The following is a 24,561-nucleotide window of genomic DNA, read 5'->3' on the forward strand; positions in this document are numbered from 1 at the left end:
ACCCCAGAATGACTAATACCACCATCACCCTCCCGGTACTGGCCCGCTGGCCTGGACTGGGAGGGTGGAACCTCTATTTTTTTGCAAAGTTTCTGCTGGTCGCACTTGGCATGCTCGACTTCCAGGCGCTGCCGAACCTGTTGTTCGCTGCGTTTCTGCTTGTCCCTTTGCCGGGCAAGTGGCTGCGTATTGCCCGGCAACTGCTGGCGGTGCCAATCGCTATCGCGCTTTTCTACCAGGACACCTGGCTGCCACCCTTCAGCCGCCTGCTGGCGCAGCCGGGGGTGCTGGACTTCTCGTGGGACTATCTGCTCGAGCTGCTGGGCCGCTTCATCAACTGGAACCTGCTGGGGGCGCTGGCAATGTTGCTGGTGGGTTACCTGTACCTACGCCATTGGCTGCGCCTGAGCACCCTGAGCCTGCTGGGGTTGGCATGGCTGTCGGTCGGCGGCTTGCCGTTGCTGGGTGCAAGCCAGGCGCCCGGCGTGGCGGCGCGCACCGCAGCCGAACCCGCGCCAGCCACTGCAGTAGCCGACAATGCCACGCTCGACAGCTGGCTTGAGCGCTTCTTCGCCAGTGAGCGCGAGCGGGTGACGGCGTTCCCTGCCGTGAATGCCGATGAGCAACCGTTCGACCTGCTGGTAATCAACATCTGCTCGCTGGCCTGGGAGGATCTGTCTGCCGTGGGGCTGCGGGACAACCCGCTGTTGTCGCGCATGGACGTGATCTTCGACCAGTTCAACTCGGCGACCTCCTACAGCGGCCCGGCCGCCATCCGTGTGCTGCGTGCCAGCTGCGGACAGTCGTCGCACACTGGCCTGTACCAACCGGCTCCGGAGCAGTGCCTGTTGTTCCAGAACCTGGCCCGGCTGGGTTTCCAGAGCAACACCTTGCTCAACCACAGCGGCCGGTTCGACAACTTCATCGGCGACATTACCCAACAGCACATGCCGCAACCCGGCATGCGCAATACCGACTTCCCACGGGCGCTGGTGGGCTTCGACGGCTCGCCGATTGCCAGTGACCTGGATGTCCTGCGCCGTTGGTGGGGGCAACGCAAAGGTACCCCGGACGAGCATGTGTCACTGTTCTACAACAGCATCAGCCTGCATGACGGCAACCGTATCGTCACTGCCGACGGCGGTACCCGCGTGGCCGACTATGCCACCCGCGCCAATCGCCTGTTTGGCGAGCTTGGCACCTTCCTTGACGAACTGGAGCGCAGTGGCCGCCGGGTAGTGGTGGCCATTGTCCCTGAGCATGGGGCCGCGTTGCATGGTGACCGCATGCAGTTGTCTGGCATGCGCGAAATTCCCACGCCGTCGATTACCCATGTGCCGGTCGGCCTGAAGTTCATCGGCATGGGCCAGCCTGCCCGCAACGAGCCGCTGCGGGTCACAGCTGCCACCAGCTACCTGGCGCTGTCCGAGCTGATCTCGCGTGTGTATGCGGGCCTCGGCCAGCAGCAGGTGCTGGATGTGCCCGGCCTGCTGACCGACCTGCCAACCACCGAGCAGGTTGCCGAAACCTCTGGCGCACAGGTGCTGAATTACCAGGGCCGTGCCTACATGCGCCTGCAAGGCCAGCCTGACTGGCAGCCCATTCCGAAGGAGCGCCCATGATCACTGGCAAGTCAGACCCGTCCGACCGCAGCGACGATATTGCCCAGTTGCGTCAGCACCTGGACATGCCAGAGCTGAACTACCAGGACATCTCGATGCTGGTGGGCGTTCAGCAGGCCCTGCAGCGCTGGCCATTGCTGGGTGAAAGCTGCAGGGCCAGCAGCGACGATGCGCTGTACGCGGCTGTCACCCAGCGCGAGAGGGTCGCGCCATGACCAGCCTGGCATTGCATGGGGTACGCGGAGGCCTGGGGCGCAGCGCCTTGCTGGCTGCATTGGGCTACGCGCTGCAGGGCGTGGGCGAGCGGGTGCTGCTGATTGACCTGTGCCCAAGCAACTTGCTCGGGCTGCACTTCAACCTGCCGCTGGATACGTCCGAGGGCTGGGCGCTGGCCGAGCGGGAAGGGCGACCGTTCAGTGATGCCGTGTACGAGGTGCTCGATGGCCTGTGCCTGCTGCCGTACGGCAACCTGCCTGGCGGTGCGCAGCACCGTGTGCCCGATGCACAGTCATGGCGCGCTCGCCAGGTCGAGCTGGCCGAGCATTTCGACTGGCTGTTGTACGACCTGCCGCAATTGCCGGGCGATACCGCCGGCAATGGCATCGAGACTGATGTACGGATACTGGTGGCAGAAGCCGAAATGGCTAGCCACCTGCTGCTCGGGCGACGCCCGCTCGAGCACTTCGACATGCTGCTGGTCAACCGCTACGACCCGGCCAGCCGCTTGCAGAGCGACCTGTTGATGGTGTGGCGTGACCTGTTTCGTGATCGCTTGCCGATCCAGGTGGTCCATCGCGACGAAGCCTTCCTCGAAGCGCTGGCGTACAAGGCTCCCCTGGGTCTTTACGCACCGCAGAGCCTGGCCTGCCGGGATGTGCAAAGCCTGGCGGTGCGCTGTCTGACGAGGCGCCAGCCGTGACCCTGACCCCTCTGTCGGCCTATACCTGGTTCACTGTCCGTGGCGCGCGTCTGCCGGTCGCGTGGCTGTTCACCCTCGGCGTGTGGTTGGCCTTCCTGTTTCTGCGCCTGGAGTCACCCGCCTGGCAGGCGCTGCTGGCCGAGCGCCAACGCCTGTACCCGCAGCTGGCGGGCAAGCGCCCAACCCTGGGTGACCCGCTGCGTCTGTTGATCCAGAGCCTGTGGTTGTTGCTGCGGCGCCAACCGCAGGCACGTACAGCAGGGCCTGGCCGCCGCGCGTTGGGCGCGGTGCGCATGCACCTGCGGGCGGCAGGCGGGGTGGCGCGCCACTACCGCGGCCTGCTGATCGATGCATTGCAACAGGTACCCGCGCGCTACCGCGCCAGTGCTTTCAAGCACCAGGCCTCGGCACGCCTGCGCGGCCTGAGCGTGTTTGCCCGGCGGGCGTTCTACAGCGTGCTGACGGTATTCGCCCTCAGCCTCGCCCTGCTGTGCGTGACCGAACCGTTCGGCTACCTGGCGCAACTGATGTTCATCTGCCTGCTGCTGGTCATCGCCCTGCTGGTGCGACACATGCCAGGGCGTTTCCCGACCCTGATGCTGATCGTGCTGTCGACCATCATCTCGTGCCGCTATCTGTGGTGGCGCTACACCTCGACCCTGAACTGGAACGACACCACCGACTTGATATTCGGGGTGATCCTGTTGGCGGCAGAAACCTATTCGTGGTTCGTGCTGATCCTGGGTTACATCCAGACCAGCTGGCCATTGCAGCGCAAGCCGGCAAACCTCCCGGCCAACGTCAGGCACTGGCCAACCGTCGATTTGCTGATCCCTACCTACAACGAAGACCTGTCAGTGGTGCGCACCACGGTAATGGCCGCGCTGGGCCTGGACTGGCCACGCGAGTGCCTGCGCATCTATATCCTCGATGATGGCCGCCGCGACGCGTTTCGTGCCTTTGCCGACGAAGTCGGGGTAGGGTATATCGTGCGGCCCGACAGCAAGCATGCCAAGGCCGGCAACCTCAACCATGCGCTGGGTGTCACCGACAGCGAGTTGATCGCCATCTTCGATTGCGACCATGTGCCGGTGCGCTCCTTCCTGCAACTGACCGTGGGCTGGTTCCTCAAGGACGCTAAACTGGCGCTGGTGCAGACACCGCACCATTTCTTCTCGCCTGACCCGTTCGAGCGCAATCTCGGCTCGTTCCGCCGCCGCCCCAACGAAGGGGAGCTGTTCTACGGCCTGATCCAGGACGGCAACGATATGTGGAACGCGGCGTTTTTCTGCGGCTCGTGTGCCGTGCTGCGCCGCACTGCGCTGGAAAGCATCGGTGGTTTTGCCGTCCAGACCGTGACCGAAGATGCCCACACCGCCCTGCGCCTGCATCGCCAAGGGTGGACGTCAGCCTATCTGAGTATTCCGCAGGCAGCGGGCCTGGCCACCGAAAGCCTGTCGGCGCACATCGGCCAGCGCATTCGCTGGGCCCGTGGCATGGTGCAGATCTTCCGCACCGACAACCCGCTGTTCGGGCGTGGCCTTAGCCTGTTCCAGCGGGTGTGCTACGCCAACGCGATGCTGCACTTCCTGGCCGGCCTGCCGCGGCTGGTGTTCCTGACGGCGCCATTGGCGTTCCTGTTGCTGCATGCCTACATCATCTACGCACCGGCATTGATGATTCTGCTGTACGTGCTGCCACACATGATCCACGCCAGCCTGACCAACTCGCGGATGCAGGGCAAGTACCGACAAACCTTCTGGGGTGAGGTCTACGAGACCGTACTGGCCTGGTACATCGCCCGCCCGACCACGGTGGCGCTGTTCGCGCCGAAAAAAGGCACGTTCAACGTCACCGCCAAGGGCGGCCTGATGGAGCAGGAACAGTTCGACTGGCGCATCGCCCAACCTTACCTGTGGCTGGCGGCGCTCAACGTGGTGGGCCTGGGCTTTGCGGTGTGGCGCCTGGTCACTGGCCCAACGGCAGAAATCGGCACGGTGATCGTCAGCTCGCTGTGGGTGATCTACAACCTGCTGATCATCGGTGCCGCAGTTGCGGTGGCCGCCGAAGTGCGCCAGGTGCGCCGCGCCCATCGGGTGCAGATGCGCTTGCCGGCGGGGCTGATGCTGGCCAGCGGTCATGCCTACCCCTGCACCCTGGTCGACTACTCCGACGGCGGTATCGGCCTGCAGGTACAGCCCGGTCTGGAGTTGAAACCGGGGGAGCAGGTACGCCTGCTGCTCAACCGCGGCCAGCGCGAGTTCGCCTTCCAGGCGTGCGTCACCCGTACCGTCGGGCAACACGTGGGCCTGGTGTTCCGCGACCTCGCCCTGCAGCAGCGTATCGACCTGGTCCACTGCACCTTTGCCCGCGCCGATGCCTGGCTTGGCTGGAACGAGCAGCACGAGGTCGAGCGCCCGCTGCGCAGCCTGATCGATGTGTTGAAGCTGGGCGGCGTCGGTTACGTGCGCCTGGTCGAGCACATGCCGCCATGGCTGCGGGCGTGGTTGCGCCCGTTGCGTTCGCTGGCGCTGTGGCTGGCCAGCTACTGGCCCCGCACACCGCGGGCAATCCCTTCCATGAACCCTGTTGATCGAGACGCATGATGACTGGTTATCCCGCGCGTACCTGGGGCCTGGCGATGGCGCTGTTTACCGCCTTGTCGCAGAGCGCCGCTGCTGCTTCTGTAGCTCCGCTTGCCGAGCCTGCGGTACCCACACCCACGGTACCAAACTGGCAGGTTGCGAAAACCTTCGAGCAGCTTGGGCATGCGTCCGACAGCCTGCTGCTGGGGGTACGCAACAGCGAGCATATTGAGTTCGGCCTGCGTCGCGATCGCCTGGCCACCGATGCCAGCTTGCAACTGGACTACACGCCTTCGCCAGCCTTGCTGCCGAACCTGTCGCACCTGCGCGTCTACCTCAACGACGAGCTGATGGGCGTAGTTCCGGTGGAAAAAGAGCAGTTGGGCCAGCGTGTGCGTCGCCAGCTGCCGTTGGACCCGAAACTGCTCGGCGACTTCAACCGGGTACGTCTGGAGTTTGTCGGGCACTATACCGATGTCTGCGAAGACCCGGCCCACAGCGGCCTGTGGCTTAACCTTAACCGCAAGAGCCAGGTACAGTTGCACGAGCAGGCGCTGGTGCTGGAAAACGACCTGGCGTATTTCCCGTTGCCGTTCTTCGATACCCGCGACACCGGCAAGGTAGTGCTGCCGGTGGTGTTCAGCGGCGTGCCGAGCCTGGGCGAGCAGCGTGCGGCGGCAATCCTGGCATCCTACTTCGGTAGCCAGGCCGGTTGGCGCAAGGCCAGCTTCCCTGTGCTGTACAACCACCTGCCGGCCCGTGGCGAAAAACCTGCACCGAGCATCGTGTTTGCCAGCAACGACCGTCGCCCGGCGTTCCTCGCCGATCTGCAGCAGTTCCCGCCAGTCGACGGCCCCGTGCTGCAGGTGATCGATCACCCGGACGACCGCTTCAGCAAAGTGCTGCTGGTGCTGGGCCGTAACGACGACGACCTGATCAAGGCCGCCTCGGCGCTGGCGGTCGGCAACAATCTGTTCCGCGGCGCGCGCGTCAAAGTGGAGCAGATGACCGCGCTGCAACCGCGTCAGCCCTACGATGCGCCGAACTGGACGCGCACCGACCGGCCGGTTCGATTTGCCGAGCTGCTGGATTACCCCGAGCAACTGCAAGTCAGCGGCCTGCAACCGCGGCCGGTGACACTGGAACTGAACCTGCCGCCCGACTTGTTCGTCTGGCGCAACCAGGGTATTCCGCTGCGCACCCTGTACCGCTATACGGCGCCAGCGGTGACCGACGAATCGCGCCTGAGCATCAGCGTCAACGATCAGTACATCACCAGCATGCCGCTGGTGGGCAATGACCGGCGCGGCGGTACCCTTGAGGAAATGCGCCTGGCAGTGCTGTCCGGTGACAACACTGCATTGACCGAGAACTCGCTGGTGCCGGCGCTGAAGATTGGCGACCGTAACCGCCTGCGCTTCGACTTCAGCTTTGCCAGTACCCTGGGCAGCGCCCAGCGCGATCGCTGCCAGACCTCGCTGCCGGTGGACGTGCGTGCAGCAATCGACGACAACTCCACCATCGACCTTTCCGGTTACCACCATTACATCGCCATGCCCGACCTGCGTGCATTCGCCCGCAGTGGCTTCCCGTTCAGCCGCATGGCCGACCTGTCCGAGACGCTGGTCATCATGCCGGCCAAACCTACGGCGATGCAGGTCGGCACTTTGCTCGACACGGTTGGCGGATTGGCCGGACAGATCGGTTACCCGGCGCTTGGCCTGCAATTGATCGACGACTGGCAACAGGTCGCAGCGGCAGACGCCGACTTGCTGCTGATCGGCAGCCTGCCCGAGGCCCTGCGCGATGCGCCCAACCTTGGCCTGTTGCTCAGCGCCCAGCGTGACTGGTTGCTGCAGGGCCGCGGCGCATCGCTGCCCGGTGGCCAGCGTTTCGATACTGAGCCGGTGGCTGCAAGCAGCCGCGTGGCGGTCAGCGCCCAGGCGCCGATTGCGGCCATCACCGGGCTGAAGTCGCCGTTCCACGAGCAGCGCAGTGTTGTGGCCTTGCTGGCCAACAGCGACAGCGATTACGCATTGCTGCGCGACGTGCTTGGCGATGTAGGCAAGCTCGATGCGGTGGCGGGTTCGGTAACGCTGGTACGCAGCAGTGGCGTGAGCAGCCAGTTCGTCGGCGAGCACTACTTCGTGGGCGCGCTGCCGTGGTGGCTGCTGCTGTGGTTCCACTTGTCCGAGCACCCTGTGTTGCTGGCGGTGATCGCGGCTGTTTGCGTGGTGCTGTTCGCCTTCTTGTTGTGGCGGGCACTGCGCTGGGCAGGCAAGCGCCGCTTGGGTGAGGCGGGGTGATGATGCGCCAGATGCTGGTAGGGTTGGTCGCCTTAGGCCTGCCCGTTTTCGCCAATGCCGGGTCGGTTTGCCCATGGCCTGCCTGGGAGCGGTTCAAGGCCGAGCTGGTGAGTGTGGATGGCCGGGTCATCGACCCGAGTGACGAGCGCCTGATCACCACCTCGGAAGGGCAGAGTTACGCGCTGTTCTTCGCCCTGGTAGGCAACGACCGGCAAACCTTCGCGCAGTTGCTGCGTTGGACCAGCAACAACCTCGCCGAGGGTGACCTGGCCCGGCATCTGCCTGCCTGGCTGTGGGGCCGTGACGGGCAGCAGCAGTGGCAGGTGCTGGACGCCAACAACGCCAGCGATGCCGATCTGTGGATCGCCTACAGCCTGCTGGAAGCAGGGCGGTTGTGGGACCAGCCGGCCTACACGCAGCTGGGCCAGCACCTGCTGTGGCGTATCGCCGCGCAGACCGTGCGCAAGCTTCCAGGCCTTGGCGTGATGTTGCTGCCAGGTGACTACGGCTTCGAAGACGCCCAGGGTACCCGCCTGAACCCCAGCTACCTGCCGCTGCAGTTGCTCGACCGCTTCAGCGAGGTGGACCCCTTGTGGGGGGAGCTGGCGGCCAACACGCGGCGTTTGTGGTTGGCATCGTCGCCAAAGGGCTTTGCCCCGGACTGGTTGCTGTGGACGCCGGCCGGAAAGCCAGCGGCAGACACGAAACATGGCAATGCCGGTGATTATGACGCCATTCGTGTGTACCTGTGGGTCGGCATGTTGGCCGAGGGGGCGGCGCAACGCCGCGAACTGGTGGCCCATTATGCGCCGATGGCGGCATTGACCCAGCGCCAGGGGCTACCTCCTGAGCACCTGGATGCACGCAGCGGTGAAGCCCGCGGCCATGGCCCGGCAGGTTTCTCTGCGGCCTTGCTGCCATTGCTTGCTGCCTCGCCAGAGCACGTGGCCGGCCTGGCGGCCCAGCGCCAGCGCTTGCGCGAACAACCGGTCGAGGCCAAGGCGTACTACAGCCAGGTGCTGGCGCTGTTCGGCCAGGGCTTCGACGAGGCCCGTTACCGTTTTGACCCGCACGGCCGCCTGTTGCCGGCCTGGAGTGCGCCATGCAGCGAATGATCGGCGTGTTGATGCTGGCGGCAATAACCTGCCAGGCAGATGCACAACCCAAGGATATCGATGAACAGCGCCAATGGCTGCTGGACCAGGTACGCCGTGGCGAAGCGCTGCACCGTGACGACCTGGTGCGCGATGCGCTGGGCCGTTTGCAGTTGCTTGAGCCGCGCAACCCGGAGGTATTGCTGGCGGCCTTGAGCCTTGCATTGCGCGAGAAGAACAGCAGTGAAGCCGAGCAGTTGAGTGCGCGGATCAGTGCCGTGGCGCCTGGCAGCCTGCAAGCACGTCAGGCCGCACGCCTGCTTGAACTTCAACAACCGGCGCCTGCGCGGCGCTTGCAGCAGGCGCGTCTGCTGGCGGTTACCGGCCGTAACGAAGAGGCGCTGGCGGTGTACGAACAGTTGTTTGCCGGCGAACCACCCAGCCTTGAATTGGCCCTGGACTACTGGCGCGTGCGCGGCAACCTGGCAGGCCAACGCCCTGAGGCGATCCGCCAGTTGCAGCGGTTGGATCAGCAGTACCCAGGCAGCGCCGGGCTGCGCCAGACCCTGGCCGGTTGGCTGTTCGCCGAAAAGCGTGACCGTGAGGCCTTGGCCCTGCTCGATCAGCTGGCGCGAGACCCCGGTGCACGGGATGCCGCTGCCCAGCGCGAGTTCGACTACCTGTCCGGGCAAGCCGTGAGTGCCACCAGCGCGGCAGCCTGGCAAGCCTTTCTTCAGCGTTACCCGGCTTCGCCGTTGTTGGCACAGGCCAGCGAGACCTTGCAACAGCAGCGCAAGCTGCTGGCCGACCCGGCATGGCAGGCCGGTCAACGGGGTAAGGCATTGCTCGACAAGGGCCGTAATGCCGAAGCGGAAACGCAGCTGCGCCGCGCCCTGCGCCAGTACCCGGGCGATGCCAGCCTGCATGGGGCCCTGGGTTACGCGTTGATGCGCCAGGGCCGCCATGAAGACGCCCATGCGGCGTTCCGCGCGGCGAGCGCCAAGGAGCAGGACACCTACTGGATCAGCCAATGGAAGGACCTGGAGTCGTCCAGCCAGTATTGGGCCCTGCTGAAGAAAGCCGAGCGGGCCCTGGAGGTAAAAGACGTGCGCGGTGCGCGCGCACTTTACCAGCAGGCTCGCCAGCAACGGCCAAAGGATGAATACGCGTTGTTGGGCTTGGCAGATGTCTCGCTGGCCGAGGGCGATGTGGCGGCTGCCGAGCGGCAGTACCTGCAGGTACTGCGTATGGCGCCGGATAACGAAAGTGCCGTGCGTGGCTTGATGCGCGTTTACCAGGCGCAGTCGCCAGGCAAGGCGCAGGCATACCTGGACAGCCTGCCACCACGGCAGCAGGCGCAGTTCGCCAGCCTGCGACGCAGCCTGGAACTTGCGCGGCTGCGCCAGCAAGGGGACGAAGCCCTGCAGCGCGAGGACTGGTCGACGGCCAGCCACGTGCTGGGCCAGGCTTCGGCCCTGGCTCCCGATGAGCCTTGGCTGGTGTATCAGCTGGCCAACAGTTTGCGTCACCAAGGGCGCACTGGCGAGGCCGACGCGGCATTTGCCAGGCTGGTGCAGCACCAGCCACGTGATCCGGCAACGCGCTATGCCCACGGCCTGTTCCTGGAGTCCAGCGACCGTGATGCCTTGGCTCTGGACAGTCTGAGGGCGGTACCTCAGGCGACCTGGAGCGCGGACATGCACGCGCTGGAGCAGCGTGTTCAGCGGCGTATGACCCTGGCCTCTGCGCAGCAGTTGCAGGCACAAGGCCGCAGTGCCGAGGCGACAGCCTTGCTTGAAGCCGGCCTGGCGCGTGGTGAAGGTAGCCCGGACGACTTGATGCTGTTGGCTGACTGGGCAGCCGCGCGTGGTGAACATGGCAAGGCGCGCAGCTATTACCAGCGTGTGCTGGTCGCGCAGCCTGGGCGTCCTGATGCACGCCTTGGGGTGATGGAAAGCGCCGTGGCCGAAGGCAACCTGCAGCAGGCCCGGCACATGCTGGGCGTGAAGGTGCCACAATTTGCCGCTGATGACGGCAACGCCCAGCGGCGCCTGGCGGCGGTGTGGACCGCGCTGGGTGAACACGATCAGGCGGCCAGGCTGCTTGACCGGATTGCCGCGCAGCAGACGCGACCCGATCCGTTGTTGCGGCGCGACGCAGCCCGCCTGGTGGCGCAGGATGATCCTCAACGAGCACTGGACCTTTACGCGGCAGCGATGGCTGATGCGCAGTTGCTGGACCGTGCTGCCGTAGCGCCACGGGATGACCGTGCATTGACCCTGGCCAGCCGCGAGCGGGATGGCGACGACTGGCTGGTCCGCAGCCTGCGCAGTGATGTGGACGCCCTGTATCGCCAGCGCAATACCCATGTGACGCTGATGCATGACTACGGCTGGCGCGAGGATGACGGTACGCCCGGCACGTCGGAGCTGAGTACCCAGTCGACCTTGTTGCATGTCGACACTCCTTGGCAGGAGGGCACCGCGTTTGCGCGAGTAGAGCGCATTGGCATGGATGCGGGGTCGTTCGAGCCGAACGATCAGGGAAGCTACACCCCCGACTTCGGCAGCTGCCAGTTTGTTGGCCAGACCGCTGACGGCAAAACACTGCCCGCGTGCACGGGGGGATCGCAGACTGCAAACGGCAGCCTGTTGGCGTTGGGTTGGCAGGGCAGCCGCTGGGCGTTCGACCTGGGCACCACCCAGGGCTATGCAATCAACAACTGGCTGGGCGGCGCAACGGTCAACGGTGACCTCGGGCAGGTTGGCTGGTCGCTGACCGCCTCGCGCCGGCCGATGAGCAATTCATTGCTGTCGTTCGCCGGCGCACGTGACCGCCCGACGGGCGTGCGCTGGGGCGGGGTCACTGCCAATGGCGCCACGCTCGGCCTGAGCTGGGACCAAGGTGGCGACAACGGGGTGTGGGCCAGCCTGGGGCACCATTGGCTGTACGGCGAAAACGTAGCCGACAACCAGCGGACCCGGGCCATGGCCGGCTTTTACCACCGCGTGGTGGAAAAGGCCGACGAGCGTGTCCGTGTTGGCGTGACGCTGATGCACTGGCGCCATGACAAGGACCTGGGCGGCTACAGCCTGGGGCAGGGCGGTTACTACAGCCCGCAGCGCTACAGTTCGGTGGGCGTGCCGGTCAGTTATGCCTGGCGCAACTACGACTGGTCGCTGCTGCTGGAAGGTTCCGTCAGTTGGTCTCAGGCTCATAGTGGCAGTAGCCGCTTGTACCCGGACGCGCACATCAACCGCAAGGTACTGGCGAATTATGGCGTCGACTCCAACATCGATGCGATGACCGAAGCCAGCGACAGCAGCGGGTTGGGCTACCGCCTGCGCGGTCTGTTCGAACGGCGCCTGAGTGACCAGTGGGTACTGGGCGGCGGCTTCGACTGGCAGCACAGCGATGACTATGCGCCTAGCCATGGCATGCTTTACCTGCGCTACCTGTTCGAACCGTGGCGAGGCAACCTGGCCCTGCCGGTGACACCGCTGGAGCCTTACAGCGAGTGGCGGTGACGGCAATCGCTGCGTTGCAAGGGGCGCGCCTGCACGGGGGGATGCGGGCCAAGGGTTGACACCAGGCACGCCGCCCCACCATTATCCAGCCATACCTACGCAACGGGCTTGCCAGCATGTCCACATCCAACCACGCCATTTCCGCTTCGGGCTTCATCGCTCAGGCAGACGCGTGCGTTGCCGTTGCCAAGAAATCCAAGAAACAGCCGCTCATCTGACCGAGGCGCGCTGTCTCGTCAGGTGGGCTGACGAGACAGAAGGCGCCAGGTATCCCTGCCACCACTTCCACTCTTCGCCCTGCTGACGCTGACTTTCGGTCAACATCAGGAGTTTTTGCATGTCGAATTTCCGTGGTATCTGGATCGCCCTCGTCACGCCAATGCGCGCCAATGAAATCGACTTCCCAGGCCTGGAAAAGCTGGTGAAGAAGCTGCTCGAAGACGGTGTGGCCGGTTTTGTGGTGTGCGGTACCACGGGTGAGGCAGCGGCGTTGTCCAAGGCCGAGCAACTGGCAGTGCTGGATGCCGTGCTGGCCTGGGTGGAGCCTGGCAGGGTGGTGATGGGCCTGTCAGGTTACAACCTGCGTGAGTTGCTGGCCTTCCAGGCTGAAATCCAGCAACGTGACATTGGCGGACTGCTGGTTCCCGCACCTTGCTACATCCGCCCTTCGCAGGCTGGCATCGAAGCCTTCTTCGCCACCGTGGCCGATGCCGCCAGCGTGCCAGTGATCGTCTACGACATTCCCTACCGCACTGGCGTACGCATCGAACGTGAAACCCTGCGCCGTATCGTGCGCCATCCACGCATTGCAGCGGTGAAAGACTGTGGTGGTGACAGCGAGACGACCATGGCCCTGATCGAGGACGGCCACGCCCAGGTGCTGGCCGGTGAAGACCTGCAGATCTTCAATAACCTGTGCCTGGGTGGGGCAGGGGCCATTTCAGCCTCCGCACATGTGCGCGCCGACCTTTACGTACGCATGGTGCAGCAGATTGACAGCGGTGATTGGGCCGCCGCGCGTGGTACGTTCTACCAGTTGCTGCCCTGGATCAAAGTGGCCTTTGCCGAGCCCAACCCGGCCGTGGTCAAGGCGGCGTTGCAGCTGCAAAGCCTGATTGCAGACGAGCTGCGCGAGCCCATGCAGGCGTGCACGAATACCACCCGAGACAAGCTGCAAAGCGTGCTGTGTTCGCTCGGCGCCTGAAGCGGCAACGGTTGATGGCGGGTTGACAAGCCGCCACACCCTTGGTCGGTTCGGGGTCGGCGGGTGCCTCGCGAGCGGATTTCTGCCAGCTACGCGCTGAGACAGAGTATTGCCAGGGCCGCTTTGCGGCCCTGTCGCGACTCCAGGTTGCTCCTACGCTGGCTGGGTCGGCAGGCGCTTTTCCATCGGCTGATACACCAGCCCGGCAAACTCACCCACGTCGCCTGCCAGGGTGAAGCCGTAGCGTTGGTAGGCGGGTACAGAAGACAGTGATGCCTTTACCGTCACCACCTCAGCGCTGGCATGCTCCAGTGCTGCGTTCATCAACCGCTTGCCTATGCCCTGGCGTTGCAGGCCTGGTGCAATGAACAGCATCGCAATGTGACGGCCTTCCTTGAGCTCGATCAGCCCCGCGATAGCACCTTCGACAAAACAGGCCAGCATGAGGTTGTCACCTTGCATGCGCTCGGCAAACGCCTGGGGTGCCGACACCTGGGTAAAGGTCTCGATACCTTGCGCCGACAGCGTGGGCGCGACTGCCTGCATGAAGGCATCCATGCACAAGGCGCAGGCTTGGGGGAGGTCGTCAGGGGTGAGCGTGCGTACTGGCATGGTAATCGTCCTTGTCGGGTGTCCTTCTGTTGCCCACTTTAACCTGTTACGGGTTCAGAGGCCGATGCGGCATCAAGCTGCCTTGGCAGCGCCCGGCTTGCGTTCGCCAATCAGGATGTCTTCGAAGAATGCCCCGACAGGTTCGGTAGGGTGGCACAGTTGTATCTCCAGCACCCACACCACCTCGCTCGGGACAATCTCCACCTCGGCCAGCTTGTCCTGGCTATACAACACATGCGGGAAGTCGGCGATGCGATGCCCGGCCAAGTTGCGCTCCAGCTGCCAACCTTTGGCCTGGGCACTGCGCTCGGCGAAGTCATACAGTTCACGTCCGGTCAACCCGCGGCCCCAGGCCTGGCGGGTCTCGTCGAACACTTCATGCAGTGCCTTCACGCAGGCGTGGTGCAGGGCGTGCTGGCCAAACACGAAGGTATCGCCATAGTCACCTTCATAGCCATCCCAAACCGGGCCAACGTCGACAACGACGATGTCCGTGGTACGTAACACGCGTTGAAGGTCAATGCCTTGCCGTGGCGTACGCACGGTATCGTCACCAAAACGGATGTAGGTGGGGTGCCAGGTGTGTGAGGCGCCCATCGCCTGCAGGGTATGCGCGGCCATCTCCAGTGCCTGGGCGGTGGTCATGCCGACCTGCAGTTGGCTGGCAATGGCGGCCACGGCCCGTACCGACTGCTCGCGGGCAGCGAGCATGCCGTCCAGCGAATAACGCGGGCCGACCTTTTCCAGCTCAGGGTGCAGCGGGTTGGCAGAGGAAGCCTGCGTTGTCAGTGCGCCGCTGGCGACAAAGGCCTCGGCGACAAAGCGATGGGGCTTTACCCCTGCTGCAAGGCATTGTTCGCGGGCCTGGGTGATCATCGTGGCATTGCCACAGGCATAGACTTGGGCTTCGTGCCAGCGATGTGTCTGGCTGAGCGCCACCTGCTGTATACGTGCCTGGGCCGAGAGCACCGGTTGCCAGCGAAAGTGCGGGTGCACACGGCTGGACACGTCGAGAAATTCGCGGTCATAGAAATCCGCCGGCGAAGAGCCGCCCCAATACAGCGTGACGTCGGCATCGCCGGCCAAGGCTGTCAGCAACAGCGGCTTGATGCCGGCGTAACCTGTGCCGGTGGCGAAAAGGATCAGCGGGCGTTGATCATCGTGCTGCCAGGTACAGGCGCCCAGCGGGCCCTCGAGCTTTACCGTTGCACCTGCTTGCAGGGTGGGCAGCAAACCTTCAGTGAACAGGCCGCCGCTGACCTTGCGGATGTGAAACACCAGTTGCCCTTGTGCCTGGGCAGGCAGGTTGGCAATGGAGAAACAGCGGCTGTCGCCGTTGTCCAACTGAAACCGCATGTACTGGCCCGCCCGCACCTCCAGCGGCTGAGCAGGTTGCAACACCAGCTCGACGATATCTGCGCTCAGCGCGCGCTTGCCAACCACCTGTGCCTGGGTTTCCAGTGCGGGTGCGTCCAGTGACCAGCCGGGTATTTCCAGGCGCATGTCGCTGCAGGCGTGGCTCTGGCACAGCAACATCTCGTCGGCGGCCAAGGGGTAGGAAGGCGGCGGCGTGTCCGCATCCCGCTGCTTGTCCTGATGCTGCCCCGACACCACCTTGACCTTGCACGAGCCGCAGGCGCCGCGGCGGCAGGAGAAGGGTACCGGCAGGCCGCTGGCGAGCATGGCGTCGAGCAGCAGCTCCTGGCTGGCTTCGAAGGTTTTGCCCGAGGGCGAAATTTCAATGACGTGGCGGCTTTGCATGAGCACCTCGGGGCATATGGAGGTTCGATTGTTGCTATAGTCCAGGACCAGCAGAACCTCCAGTTTTGGATATTTCATATGGTCCAGCTTCGTAAATGGCAGCCACTGCTCAAACTCGATGGGGCACAAGCTTCGTACCGGCAGATCGTCGAAGGGTTGGTGGCCGCAATCAGCGAGGGTCGCCTGCGCCCTGGCACGCCGTTGCCGGGCACGCGGGAGATGGCGCAACTGCTGAACGTCAATCGCAAGACCGTGATCCTTGCTTATGAGGAAGCCGAAACCAAAGGCTGGCTGCAAAGCGTGCAACGCCGGGGCACCTTTGTCAGCCAGCAGCTGGCGCCTGGCACAGCGGCCGTTTGCGGTGCCGTGCGGCCTTTTGCCCTGGCGCTGCCAGAGGAACCTGCCGTTGCCTACTTCAAGGCGAACGAACAGGCTGTAGCCCAACAAGGCCGGCCAGGGGCCTTGTTCTTCGACAACGGCGCCTGTGACCACCGCCTGCTACCGCAGGCTGTACTGCACCGCTATTACCGCAATGCCTTGCGCAGCAGCTTCAGCAGCAATAGCGTGCGCCACGGCAGCGAGTGCAGCAGCCGCTACCTGCGCAGCGCCCTGGCCGACATGCTGCGGCACAATCGCAGCCTGAACGTTGGCGCCGAGCATATCTGCCTGACCCAGGGGGTGCAGATGTCGCTGTCCCTGGTGGCCAGTGTGTTGCTCAAGCCGGGTGACGTTGTGCTGGTCGAGCGCCTGAGTTACCCCCCTGCCTGGGAGATCTTCCGTCAGCTGGGTGCCCGCCTGGTGACCGTGGAGCTGGACCATGAGGGCTGCCGGGTCGATCAGCTAGATGCCCTGTGCCGGCAGCACAAGGTGCGGATGATGTACATAACACCCCATCACCAGTTCCCGACCACGGTCAGCCTGCCAGCCGGGCGCAGGCAACAGTTGCTGGAGCTGGCGCGCCAGCATGCCTTTTGCGTGGTCGAAGAAGATTACGACTACGAATACCACTTTGCCGGGCGGCCTTATCTGCCGTTGGCCAGCGACCGCCAGCAGCGGCACGTGATTTACATTGGCTCACTGTCCAAGCCTTTGGGCAGCACGTTCCGTTGCAGCTATATCGTGGCACCGGAGGAAGTGACAACCGTGCTGGAACGCAGGGCGATGCTGACCCTGGGGCAGGGCGATGCAGTCATGCAGCAGATGTTGGCGGACCTGATCAATGATGGCGAACTGAAGAAGCACCTGCGCCGGGTCAACCGCGAGTACCGGCGCCGGCGCGAGACCCTGTTGGGGTGTTTGCGCGATGCGTTCGGCGAACAGATCAGCGTGCAGGCGCCAGAAGGTGGCCTGGCGCTGTGGGTGAGGTTTGCCGATGAGATCAACGTGGATCAGTTGGTCGACAAAGCGCTGGAACGGGACCTGGTGGTGCGCAGTGGGCGACAGTTTTCACCGTTTGGCCATGCCGAGAATGCCTTGCGCCTGGGGTTTGCTTCGCTGGATGCGGATGAGATCCGGCAGGCGACCCAACGCCTGGCAGACGCCGCGAAAGCGATTGGCAAGGCGCGGTGGCTGTAGGCACGGCCTTCTGTCGCGACAGGGGATGGCACGGGCTTCGCCCGTGTTCGCGGGCAAGCCCGCTCCCACAGTGATCGCGCTGGCCTCAGGACTTGTGCAAGAGGGTTCCGCCCCCAAGGGTCGCGAAGCCTCTGGGTCTCAACGCATTCCGTTCGGTTACCGCACATAACCGCATCACGGCGCCTCAAGCCTGCGCCAGCACCTCCGATAGCAGCACACCCACCCTCGAATCTTCGATCAGAAGTGGTGCCAACAAGGAGTACTGCCCGCATGCTTGCCAACCTGAAAATTCGCACCGGAATGTTCTGGGTGTTGTCGCTGTTCAGCCTGACCCTGCTGTTTTCGACGGCCAGTGCCTGGTGGGCTGCCGTGGGTAGCGACCAGCAGATCACTGAACTGGACCAGACTGCGCACCAGTCGGACCGGTTGAACAATGCGTTGCTGATGGCGATTCGCTCCAGCGCCAACGTGTCTTCGGGCTTTATCGAGCAGTTGGGTGGCCATGACGAGAGTGCAGGCAAGCGCATGGCGCTGTCGGTGGAGCTGAACAACAAGAGCCAGACGCTGGTCGACGAATTTGTCGAAAACGCCCGTGAACCCGCTCTTCGCGTGCTGGCAACCGAGCTGCAGGCTACCTTTGCCGAATACGCCAAGGCGGTGGCGGGGCAGCGTGAAGCGACCCGCCAGCGTTCGCTGGAGCAGTACTTCAAGGTCAACAGCGATGCCGGTAATGCCATGGGGCGTTTGCAAACCCTGCGCCAGCAGCTGGTGACCACACTGAGCGAACGTGGCCAGCAAATCATGCTCGAGTCCGACCGGCGTCTGGCCCGGGCGCAATTGCTGAGCCTGTGCCTGCTGGGCATGACCGTGGTGCTGGCGGTGCTGTGCTGGGCGTTCATTGCCCAGCGTGTGTTGCACCCCCTGCGTGAAGCCGGTGGGCATTTCCGGCGCATTGCCAGTGGCGACCTGAGTGTGCCGGTGCAAGGGCAGGGTAACAACGAAATCGGCCAACTGTTCCATGAGCTCCAGCGCATGCAGCAGAGCCAGCGCGACACCCTTGGGCAGATCAACAACTGTGCCCGGCAGCTGGACGCCGCCGCCACGGCGTTGAACGCGGTCACCGAGGAAAGCGCCAACAACCTGCGTCAGCAGGGGCAGGAGCTGGAGCAGGCCGCCACCGCCGTGACCGAAATGACCACGGCAGTGGAGGAGGTGGCGCGCAACGCGATCACCACCTCGCAAACCACCAGTGAATCCAACCAGCTGGCCGCGCAAAGCCGCCGGCAAGTCAGCGAAAATATCGACGGCACCGAAGCCATGACCCGCGAAATCCAGACCAGCAGTGCGCACCTGCAGCAGTTGGTGGGGCAGGTGCGGGACATCGGCAAGGTGCTGGAAGTGATCCGCTCGGTGTCCGAGCAGACCAACCTGCTGGCGCTCAATGCTGCCATCGAGGCGGCCCGTGCCGGTGAGGCCGGGCGCGGCTTTGCGGTGGTGGCGGATGAGGTGCGCACACTGGCCTACCGCACGCAACAATCGACCCAGGAAATCGAGCAGATGATCGGCAGCGTGCAGGCGGGGACCGAAGCTGCGGTGGCATCCATGCAGGCCAGCACCAACCGCGCCCAGTCGACACTGGACGTGACCCTGGCCTCGGGGCAAGTGCTGGAGGGCATCTACAGTGCGATCGGCGAAATCAACGAGCGCAATCTGGTCATTGCCAGTGCGGCCGAAGAGCAGGCTCAGGTGGCGCGGGAAGTAGACCGCAACTTGCTGAACATCCGCGAACTGTCCAACCATTCCGCGGCGGGTGCGCAGCAGACCAGCGAGGCGAGCAAGGCGTTGTCGGGGCTGGTGGGGGAGATGACGGCGTTGGTGGGGCGGTTCAAGGTTTGAGGCGCTGCGCCTGCGTGGAACATTAAGATAAGGTTAAACTTATTTAAAGTTCCCCTTGCGGGTTGACTTCGATACTACGCTTGAATAAAGTTCGACCGCCCCGAGCGCGGGGCCTTTTTTCCCTTCACTGAAGAATTCAATGGACACAGTATCTCGTCGCTGCCTGACCTTTGCCAAATGGCCGGGTCAGGCACTTGAACCGGAACACCGGTCCCGACACCCTGGTCGGGCAAGCCGCGCCAGAGCCTGATGCTCCGCCGTGACTTGCCGCCGCCGGTGTTGGCCGGTTGGAGGCAAGCTCATGAACCTCACGTCATTCGTTTCACATCGCCAGCCTGCGTGCCTTGCACCGCGGCAGGCCCGCGCCTGGCCGCGGCGTCTGCACGGCTACCTTGACCACCACCAGCACCCCCCAAGTAGTTGCGGGGTGCTGGTGCGTGTTCATGCACGCTTGAGCCCCCGCACTTCTCACTGAATAAAAGATATTGAACGGTATCTTTGTGCTCGAACTTTTTACCTTAAAAGTTCGCGGGATAACTATTGCCCTGTGTTTATGAAAAGGAATCAAACCATGGATTGCGCGAGTAGAAAGTTCGCTGCCGATACAACTTCCGACTCTCGGCAGCGGACAGACAACTGTCGGAAAGAACCAGCATTATTCAGCGACCCGACATGCCTTCGTTCACCGCCTGAGTGAAACGTCTGTGTGTCGTGCCGCCGCAGCGGCAGGAGCACAGCAACATGACTGTCAAACACCGTAACACCTCATCGGCCAAGGCCGAACGCGAAACCCGCCTGTCCACCCGCGCCGCCCGTGAAGCGCGCAATGGACTGGCGGTCACCCTCGCCAACCTCGATGCCAGCGAACAGGGCCTGACCGAGCACGAAGCCGCCAAGCGCCTGGCGCGCGATGGGGCCAACCAGGTTGCCCACGACCCGCAACCCCACGCCCTGGTGCAGCTGCTCAAGGCCCTGAACAACCCGTTCATCTATGTACTGCTGACCCTGGCCGGGATCAGCTTCGTCACCGACTACTGGCTGCCGGTCAGTGCAGGCGAAGCAGACGATGCCGACCTGACCAAGGTCATCATCATCATGACCATGGTCAGCCTCAGCAGCCTGCTGCGCTTCTGGCAGGAGTACCGCTCGAACAAGGCTGCCGACGCGCTCAAGGCAATGGTGCGCAGTACTGCCACGGTGTTGCGCCGCGAGCAGATCGGGCAAGCCCCGCGCCTGCGCGAAGTGCCCATGGACGAACTGGTGGCCGGCGACATCGTGCAGCTTTCTGCAGGTGACATGATTCCCGCCGATATCCGCCTGCTCGAAGCGCGTGACCTGTTTATCAGCCAGGCCGTGCTCACCGGCGAGGCGTTGCCGGTCGAAAAGTACGACACCTTGGGTAATGTCGCGCAGAAGTCCGCCGCCGAGCATGGCGTACATCAGGACAACCTGCTCGAGTTGCCGAACATCTGCTTCATGGGGACCAATGTGGTCAGTGGCCGCGCCCGCGCCGTGGTGGTCGCCACCGGCCGACGCACCTATTTTGGCTCGCTGGCCAAGGCCATTGCCGGTTCGCGCAGCCAGACCGCTTTTGACCGCGGCGTGAACAGCGTCAGCAGCCTGCTGATCCGCTTCATGCTGGTGATGGTGCCGGTGGTGTTCATGATCAACGGTGTGGTGAAAGGCGACTGGGGTGATGCCTTCCTCTTCGCGCTTGCCGTGGCAGTGGGCCTGACCCCGGAAATGCTGCCGATGATCGTCAGCGCCAACCTGGCCAAGGGCGCCGTGGCCATGGCCCGGCGCAAGGTGGTGGTCAAACGCCTGAACGCCATCCAGAACCTGGGCTCCATGGACGTGCTGTGCACCGACAAGACCGGCACGCTCACCCAGGATCGGATCATCCTCGAGCACTCTGTGCGCTTCGACGGCCAAACCGACAAGCGCATCCTTGAGCTGGCCTGGCTCAACAGCCATCACCAAAGCGGCATCCGCAACCTGATGGACCAGGCCGTGCTGCATTTCGCCGGCCAGGACCGCCAGTTCCAGGCGCCTTACGCCTACGCAAAGGTCGACGAACTGCCGTTCGACTTCATCCGCCGCCGCCTGTCAGTGGTGGTGAAGAATGCCTTGGGCGATCACCTGCTGGTAAGCAAAGGGGCGGTCGAGGAAATGCTCGCCATCGCCACCCATGTGCAGGAAGGCGACAAGGTGGTTGCCCTCGATCCGTGCCGCCGCCAGCAGCTTCTGGCCAGTGTCGATGCCTTCAACCAGGACGGCTTCCGCGTGCTGGTGGTTGCCACCCGGGAGATCCCGGCGGCCGAAGGCAAGGCGCAGTATCACACCGAAGATGAGCGCGATCTGGTCATCCAGGGCTTGCTGACCTTCCTCGACCCGCCCAAGGAAACGGCCGGCCCGGCCATCGCCGCCTTGCGCGACATGGGCGTGCAGGTAAAGGTACTGACCGGCGACAACCCGGTGGTCACGTCCAAGGTCTGCCGTGAAGTGGGCCTGGCGCCAGGCCAGCCCTTGCTCGGCCAGGACATCGAGGGCATGGACGACACCACCCTGACGCTTCAGGTGGAGGAGCGCACCGTCTTCGCCAAGCTCACCCCGCTGCAGAAATCACGGGTGCTCAAGGCCCTGCAGGCCAATGGTCACACCGTGGGCTTCCTTGGCGACGGCATCAACGATGCCGCCGCCCTGCGCGATGCTGACGTCGGTATCTCGGTGGACAGCGGCACCGACATTGCCAAGGAATCGGCCGATATCATTTTGCTGGAAAAGAGCCTGATGGTGCTCGAGGAGGGCGTGCTCAAAGGCCGCGAAACCTTCGGCAACATCATGAAGTACCTGTGCATGACTACCAGTTCCAATTTCGGCAACGTGTTCTCGGTCCTGGTGGCCAGTGCGTTCATTCCGTTCCTGCCCATGCTGGCGATCCACTTGTTGCTGCAGAACCTGATGTATGACTTTTCCCAGCTGTCGCTGCCCTGGGACCGCATGGACAAGGCGTTCCTCAGCAAGCCACGCAAATGGGATGCCCGCAACATCGGCCGCTTCATGTTGTGGATAGGTCCTACGTCGTCGATTTTCGACATCACCACGTTCGCCCTGATGTGGTACGTGTTCGCCGCCAACAGCGTCGAAATGCAGGCGCTGTTCCAGTCTGGCTGGTTCATCGAGGGCTTGCTGTCACAGACGCTGGTAGTGCACATGCTGCGCACTCGCAAGGTACCGTTCTTCCAGAGCACCGCTGCATTGCCGGTGGTATTGGCAACGGGGCTGGTCATGGCATTGGGTATCTACATCCCGTTCTCCCCGGTGGGCGCGATGGTTGGCCTGGTGCCGCTGCCGTGGGAGTACTTCCCTTGGCTGGCCGCCACCCTGCTGGGCTACTGCGTGGTCGCCCAGGCCATGAAGACCCTCTATATCCGCCGTTTCGGCCAGTGGTTCTGAGCGATGCAAGGAGAGCAGACCATGCGGGTACTGATTTGTGCAGGACGCAACTACGCCGACACCCGACGCTGCCGCCAGGCCTTGGACGACGTCCAGCGCCAGCGGCCGATCCGGGTGTTGATCCACGGTGGCAGCCAGTCCATTGGAGGGGAAATCGAAAGCTGGGCGCGCGAGCATGGCGCCGATCTGGTGCGTTACCCGCCAAACTGGCAGCTGTACGGCAAGCAGGCCGAACGCTTGCGCAACCTGTTCATGCTCAATGACAGCCGCCCTGACCTGTTGCTTGCCTTGCCCGGTGGCGATGACACCGAGGAGCTGCTGGCCAGGGCCCGTGGCGCCGAGGTTCAGGTGATGTGCGCCAGGCAACCACGCCAGCCCGAGCGGGGCGATTGCAGCTAATGCAAACGCCTGGGGCCGTACGGTACCTGCGGGCTTGCCCGCGAAGCAGGCGCCTCGGTTTCACGGCCTCAAGCTTTGCGCAGCCGCCCTGGGCGGCTGCTTAACCTGGCTGTGCCGCCAGATCGTTACTGACGTTGCGCCCCAGCACCAGCACGGTGACAAAGCCACAGCCCACCAGCGCCGTGGCCAGGCTCAGCAGTACCGCAGTGCCCATATGGTCTACGACTTGCCCGCCGAAGAACGAGCCCACGGCAATGATCACCTGGAACAGGGCCACGAACAGCGGCATGCCACGTTCGACATCCTTGGGCGCCACGACAAACATCCAGATATTGGCACAGGCCGGGAACGCACCGAAGGCAAAGCCCCACAGCGCGATCAGCATGGCGGCGCCCGTCATGCCGGTGGCGAAGTGCGGGAACAGGGCGGTGCTGACTGCGATCATGAGCGCGACCAGCATCAGGGTATGCCGCACGCTGCGGTTGGCCGCAAAGCCGGCGAAGATGTTGCCCATGAAGCCGGCCACGCCATACAGCAGCAACAATGAACCGATCGTAGGCCCGTCAAAGCCGGCATTCTGTTTGAAGAACGGTGCGACATAGGTGTACGCAGCAAAGTGCGCCAGGCCGATCAGCAACACGGCGATCAGACCGACCCGTGCTTGCGGGTTGATGAACAACGCCGGCAGGTCGCGGATGCGGATGGCCTTTTCCGGCATCAGCCGCGGCAGCAGGAACACCTGTGCCAGCAGCACCGGTACGCCTACCAGTGCAGTGACCAGGAACGTCATGCGCCAGCCCATCAGGCCACTCAGCCAGGTGCCGACAGGCACGCCCACTACCGTCGCCAGGGTTACGCCCGCCATGATGATGGAGTTGGCTTTGGCTACGCCCATCCCGTCAGGTGCCAGGCGGCCGCTGAGGGCGATGGCTGTCGCCCAGAAGCCGCCGATACTGATACCCAGTAGCACACGGCCGACCAACAGCAAGTTGAAGTCGCCGGCGTAGGCCACGATTGCGTTGGCGATGATCATGATCAGCGTCAGGCCGATCAGCAGGTAGCGCCGGTCCAGCGCGCCGACGCCTACGGAAATCAACGGGGCGGCTAACGCAGCCATGATCCCTGGCAGGGTCACCATCAGGCCGGCAAGGCCTGCACTGATGCCAAGGTCGCTGGCCACATCGTTCAGCACCCCCACCGGGAGGAACTCACTGGTGACCAGGGCGAAAGCACCCACGGCTACCGAGAGGATTGCCAGCCATTGCTGGGTCACGCTTTGTTGGCTGTGTTCGGGAAGGCCGCGAGGGGCCTGGCTGTTGCTTGGCATGGGTTAGGTTCCATGAGGGATCTCGCCTGTAGCAGGCGCAGGAGCGGGGGGATTTGCAGGGGATTGTAGAGGCGGCCTTGCCTGGCCGACAGGCAGGCCGCTCGATAGTAATCATCAGTGCAATCGATGAAACGTCTTGTGGAGAGCGCGCTGTCAGCGACTACGCCCTACCGGTACCGCACCGGTGCAGGCCATGGCAATTTGCAGCCTGCAGCGTCAGCTTCTCTTTCCTGCGTCGTATACCGGGGTGCCCAGCGAGTGATCGAACGCACCGTACG

Annotated in this window: 15 protein-coding genes; 12 read left to right on the forward strand and 3 right to left on the reverse strand. The window is 63.9% G+C overall.

Features of this window, described 5'->3' with window-relative positions:
- Positions 1-8: 8 nt before the first annotated feature.
- From bcsG to dapA, 8 genes are all read left to right on the forward strand, one after another.
- On the forward strand, positions 9-1,622 hold the full coding sequence (gene bcsG, locus LMH93_RS10975) for a cellulose biosynthesis protein BcsG (RefSeq protein ID WP_230065153.1): 1,614 nt from the start codon (positions 9-11) through the stop codon (positions 1,620-1,622).
- On the forward strand, positions 1,619-1,837 hold the full coding sequence (gene bcsR / locus LMH93_RS10980) for a cellulose biosynthesis protein BcsR (protein WP_012052045.1): 219 nt from the start codon (positions 1,619-1,621) through the stop codon (positions 1,835-1,837). Before bcsG ends, bcsR begins: the two co-directional genes overlap by 4 nt.
- Positions 1,834-2,541, forward strand: a complete 708-nt coding sequence (gene bcsQ, locus LMH93_RS10985; protein WP_185279465.1) for a cellulose biosynthesis protein BcsQ — start codon at positions 1,834-1,836, stop codon at positions 2,539-2,541. The genes bcsR and bcsQ overlap by 4 nt, the downstream gene beginning before the upstream one ends.
- The gene (gene bcsA, locus LMH93_RS10990; protein ID WP_047603020.1) at positions 2,538-5,147 is read left to right on the forward strand and encodes a UDP-forming cellulose synthase catalytic subunit; all 2,610 of its coding nucleotides are present in this window, start codon (positions 2,538-2,540) and stop codon (positions 5,145-5,147) included. The genes bcsQ and bcsA overlap by 4 nt, the downstream gene beginning before the upstream one ends.
- Positions 5,144-7,432, forward strand: coding sequence for a cellulose biosynthesis cyclic di-GMP-binding regulatory protein BcsB (gene bcsB / locus LMH93_RS10995; protein WP_230065154.1), 2,289 nt, complete (start codon positions 5,144-5,146; stop codon positions 7,430-7,432). The genes bcsA and bcsB overlap by 4 nt, the downstream gene beginning before the upstream one ends.
- Positions 7,432-8,547 carry a cellulose synthase complex periplasmic endoglucanase BcsZ gene (bcsZ, locus tag LMH93_RS11000; RefSeq protein ID WP_014859243.1) on the forward strand — a complete coding sequence of 372 codons (1,116 nt, stop codon included), beginning with the start codon at positions 7,432-7,434 and terminating at the stop codon, positions 8,545-8,547. Before bcsB ends, bcsZ begins: the two co-directional genes overlap by 1 nt.
- Positions 8,535-12,053: a cellulose synthase complex outer membrane protein BcsC gene (gene bcsC / locus LMH93_RS11005; protein ID WP_230065155.1), complete on the forward strand. Its 3,519-nt coding sequence runs from the start codon at positions 8,535-8,537 to the stop codon at positions 12,051-12,053. The genes bcsZ and bcsC overlap by 13 nt, the downstream gene beginning before the upstream one ends.
- A 337-nt stretch (positions 12,054-12,390) precedes the next feature.
- Entirely contained in the window at positions 12,391-13,257 is an 867-nt protein-coding gene (dapA, locus tag LMH93_RS11010) for a 4-hydroxy-tetrahydrodipicolinate synthase (RefSeq protein WP_230065156.1), read from the forward strand.
- A gap of 153 nt (positions 13,258-13,410) precedes the next feature.
- On the opposite strand, the gene LMH93_RS11015 is transcribed toward dapA, so the two are convergent.
- Together LMH93_RS11015 and LMH93_RS11020 are read right to left on the reverse strand one after the other, a co-directional pair.
- Positions 13,411-13,869: a GNAT family N-acetyltransferase gene (locus LMH93_RS11015; RefSeq protein ID WP_230065157.1), complete on the reverse strand. Its 459-nt coding sequence runs from the start codon at positions 13,867-13,869 to the stop codon at positions 13,411-13,413.
- Positions 13,870-13,941: 72 nt separating this feature from the next.
- On the reverse strand, positions 13,942-15,708 hold the full coding sequence (locus LMH93_RS11020) for an NAD(P)H dependent flavin oxidoreductase family protein (protein ID WP_230065158.1): 1,767 nt from the start codon (positions 15,706-15,708) through the stop codon (positions 13,942-13,944).
- Here LMH93_RS11020 and pdxR point away from each other — a divergent pair, their 5' ends adjacent.
- The 4 genes from pdxR to LMH93_RS11040 all read left to right on the forward strand — a co-directional run bounded on the left by pdxR (position 15,709) and on the right by LMH93_RS11040 (position 22,956).
- Positions 15,709-17,205 carry a MocR-like pyridoxine biosynthesis transcription factor PdxR gene (gene pdxR / locus LMH93_RS11025; RefSeq protein WP_230065159.1) on the forward strand — a complete coding sequence of 499 codons (1,497 nt, stop codon included), beginning with the start codon at positions 15,709-15,711 and terminating at the stop codon, positions 17,203-17,205. It abuts the gene before it with no gap.
- A 270-nt stretch (positions 17,206-17,475) separates the two neighbouring features.
- Entirely contained in the window at positions 17,476-19,101 is a 1,626-nt protein-coding gene (locus tag LMH93_RS11030) for a methyl-accepting chemotaxis protein (protein ID WP_003254150.1), read from the forward strand.
- Positions 19,102-19,842: 741 nt separating this feature from the next.
- Positions 19,843-22,557: a magnesium-translocating P-type ATPase gene (mgtA, locus tag LMH93_RS11035; protein WP_230065160.1), complete on the forward strand. Its 2,715-nt coding sequence runs from the start codon at positions 19,843-19,845 to the stop codon at positions 22,555-22,557.
- 21 nt (positions 22,558-22,578) lie between these two features.
- Entirely contained in the window at positions 22,579-22,956 is a 378-nt protein-coding gene (locus tag LMH93_RS11040) for a DUF2493 domain-containing protein (protein ID WP_230065161.1), read from the forward strand.
- 100 nt (positions 22,957-23,056) lie between these two features.
- Here LMH93_RS11040 and LMH93_RS11045 read toward each other — a convergent pair whose 3' ends face one another.
- Positions 23,057-24,283, reverse strand: coding sequence for an MFS transporter (locus LMH93_RS11045; protein ID WP_003254145.1), 1,227 nt, complete (start codon positions 24,281-24,283; stop codon positions 23,057-23,059).
- Positions 24,284-24,561: the final 278 nt, after the last annotated feature.

The organism is Pseudomonas sp. CIP-10 (genome assembly GCF_020911845.1).
GTDB lineage: Bacteria > Pseudomonadota > Gammaproteobacteria > Pseudomonadales > Pseudomonadaceae > Aquipseudomonas > Aquipseudomonas alloputida.

Coding starts and splice junctions, on each gene's coding strand:
- bcsG (WP_230065153.1), top strand. CDS start 9: ATGACTAATACCACCATCACCCTCCCGGTACTGGCCCGCTGGCCTGGA.
- bcsR (WP_012052045.1), top strand. CDS start 1,619: ATGATCACTGGCAAGTCAGACCCGTCCGACCGCAGCGACGATATTGCC.
- bcsQ (WP_185279465.1), top strand. CDS start 1,834: ATGACCAGCCTGGCATTGCATGGGGTACGCGGAGGCCTGGGGCGCAGC.
- bcsB (WP_230065154.1), top strand. CDS start 5,144: ATGATGACTGGTTATCCCGCGCGTACCTGGGGCCTGGCGATGGCGCTG.
- bcsZ (WP_014859243.1), top strand. CDS start 7,432: ATGATGCGCCAGATGCTGGTAGGGTTGGTCGCCTTAGGCCTGCCCGTT.
- bcsC (WP_230065155.1), top strand. CDS start 8,535: ATGCAGCGAATGATCGGCGTGTTGATGCTGGCGGCAATAACCTGCCAG.
- dapA (WP_230065156.1), top strand. CDS start 12,391: ATGTCGAATTTCCGTGGTATCTGGATCGCCCTCGTCACGCCAATGCGC.
- LMH93_RS11015 (WP_230065157.1), bottom strand. CDS start 13,869: ATGCCAGTACGCACGCTCACCCCTGACGACCTCCCCCAAGCCTGCGCC.
- LMH93_RS11020 (WP_230065158.1), bottom strand. CDS start 15,708: ATGAAATATCCAAAACTGGAGGTTCTGCTGGTCCTGGACTATAGCAAC.
- pdxR (WP_230065159.1), top strand. CDS start 15,709: ATGGTCCAGCTTCGTAAATGGCAGCCACTGCTCAAACTCGATGGGGCA.
- LMH93_RS11030 (WP_003254150.1), top strand. CDS start 17,476: ATGCTTGCCAACCTGAAAATTCGCACCGGAATGTTCTGGGTGTTGTCG.
- mgtA (WP_230065160.1), top strand. CDS start 19,843: ATGACTGTCAAACACCGTAACACCTCATCGGCCAAGGCCGAACGCGAA.
- LMH93_RS11040 (WP_230065161.1), top strand. CDS start 22,579: ATGCGGGTACTGATTTGTGCAGGACGCAACTACGCCGACACCCGACGC.
- LMH93_RS11045 (WP_003254145.1), bottom strand. CDS start 24,283: ATGCCAAGCAACAGCCAGGCCCCTCGCGGCCTTCCCGAACACAGCCAA.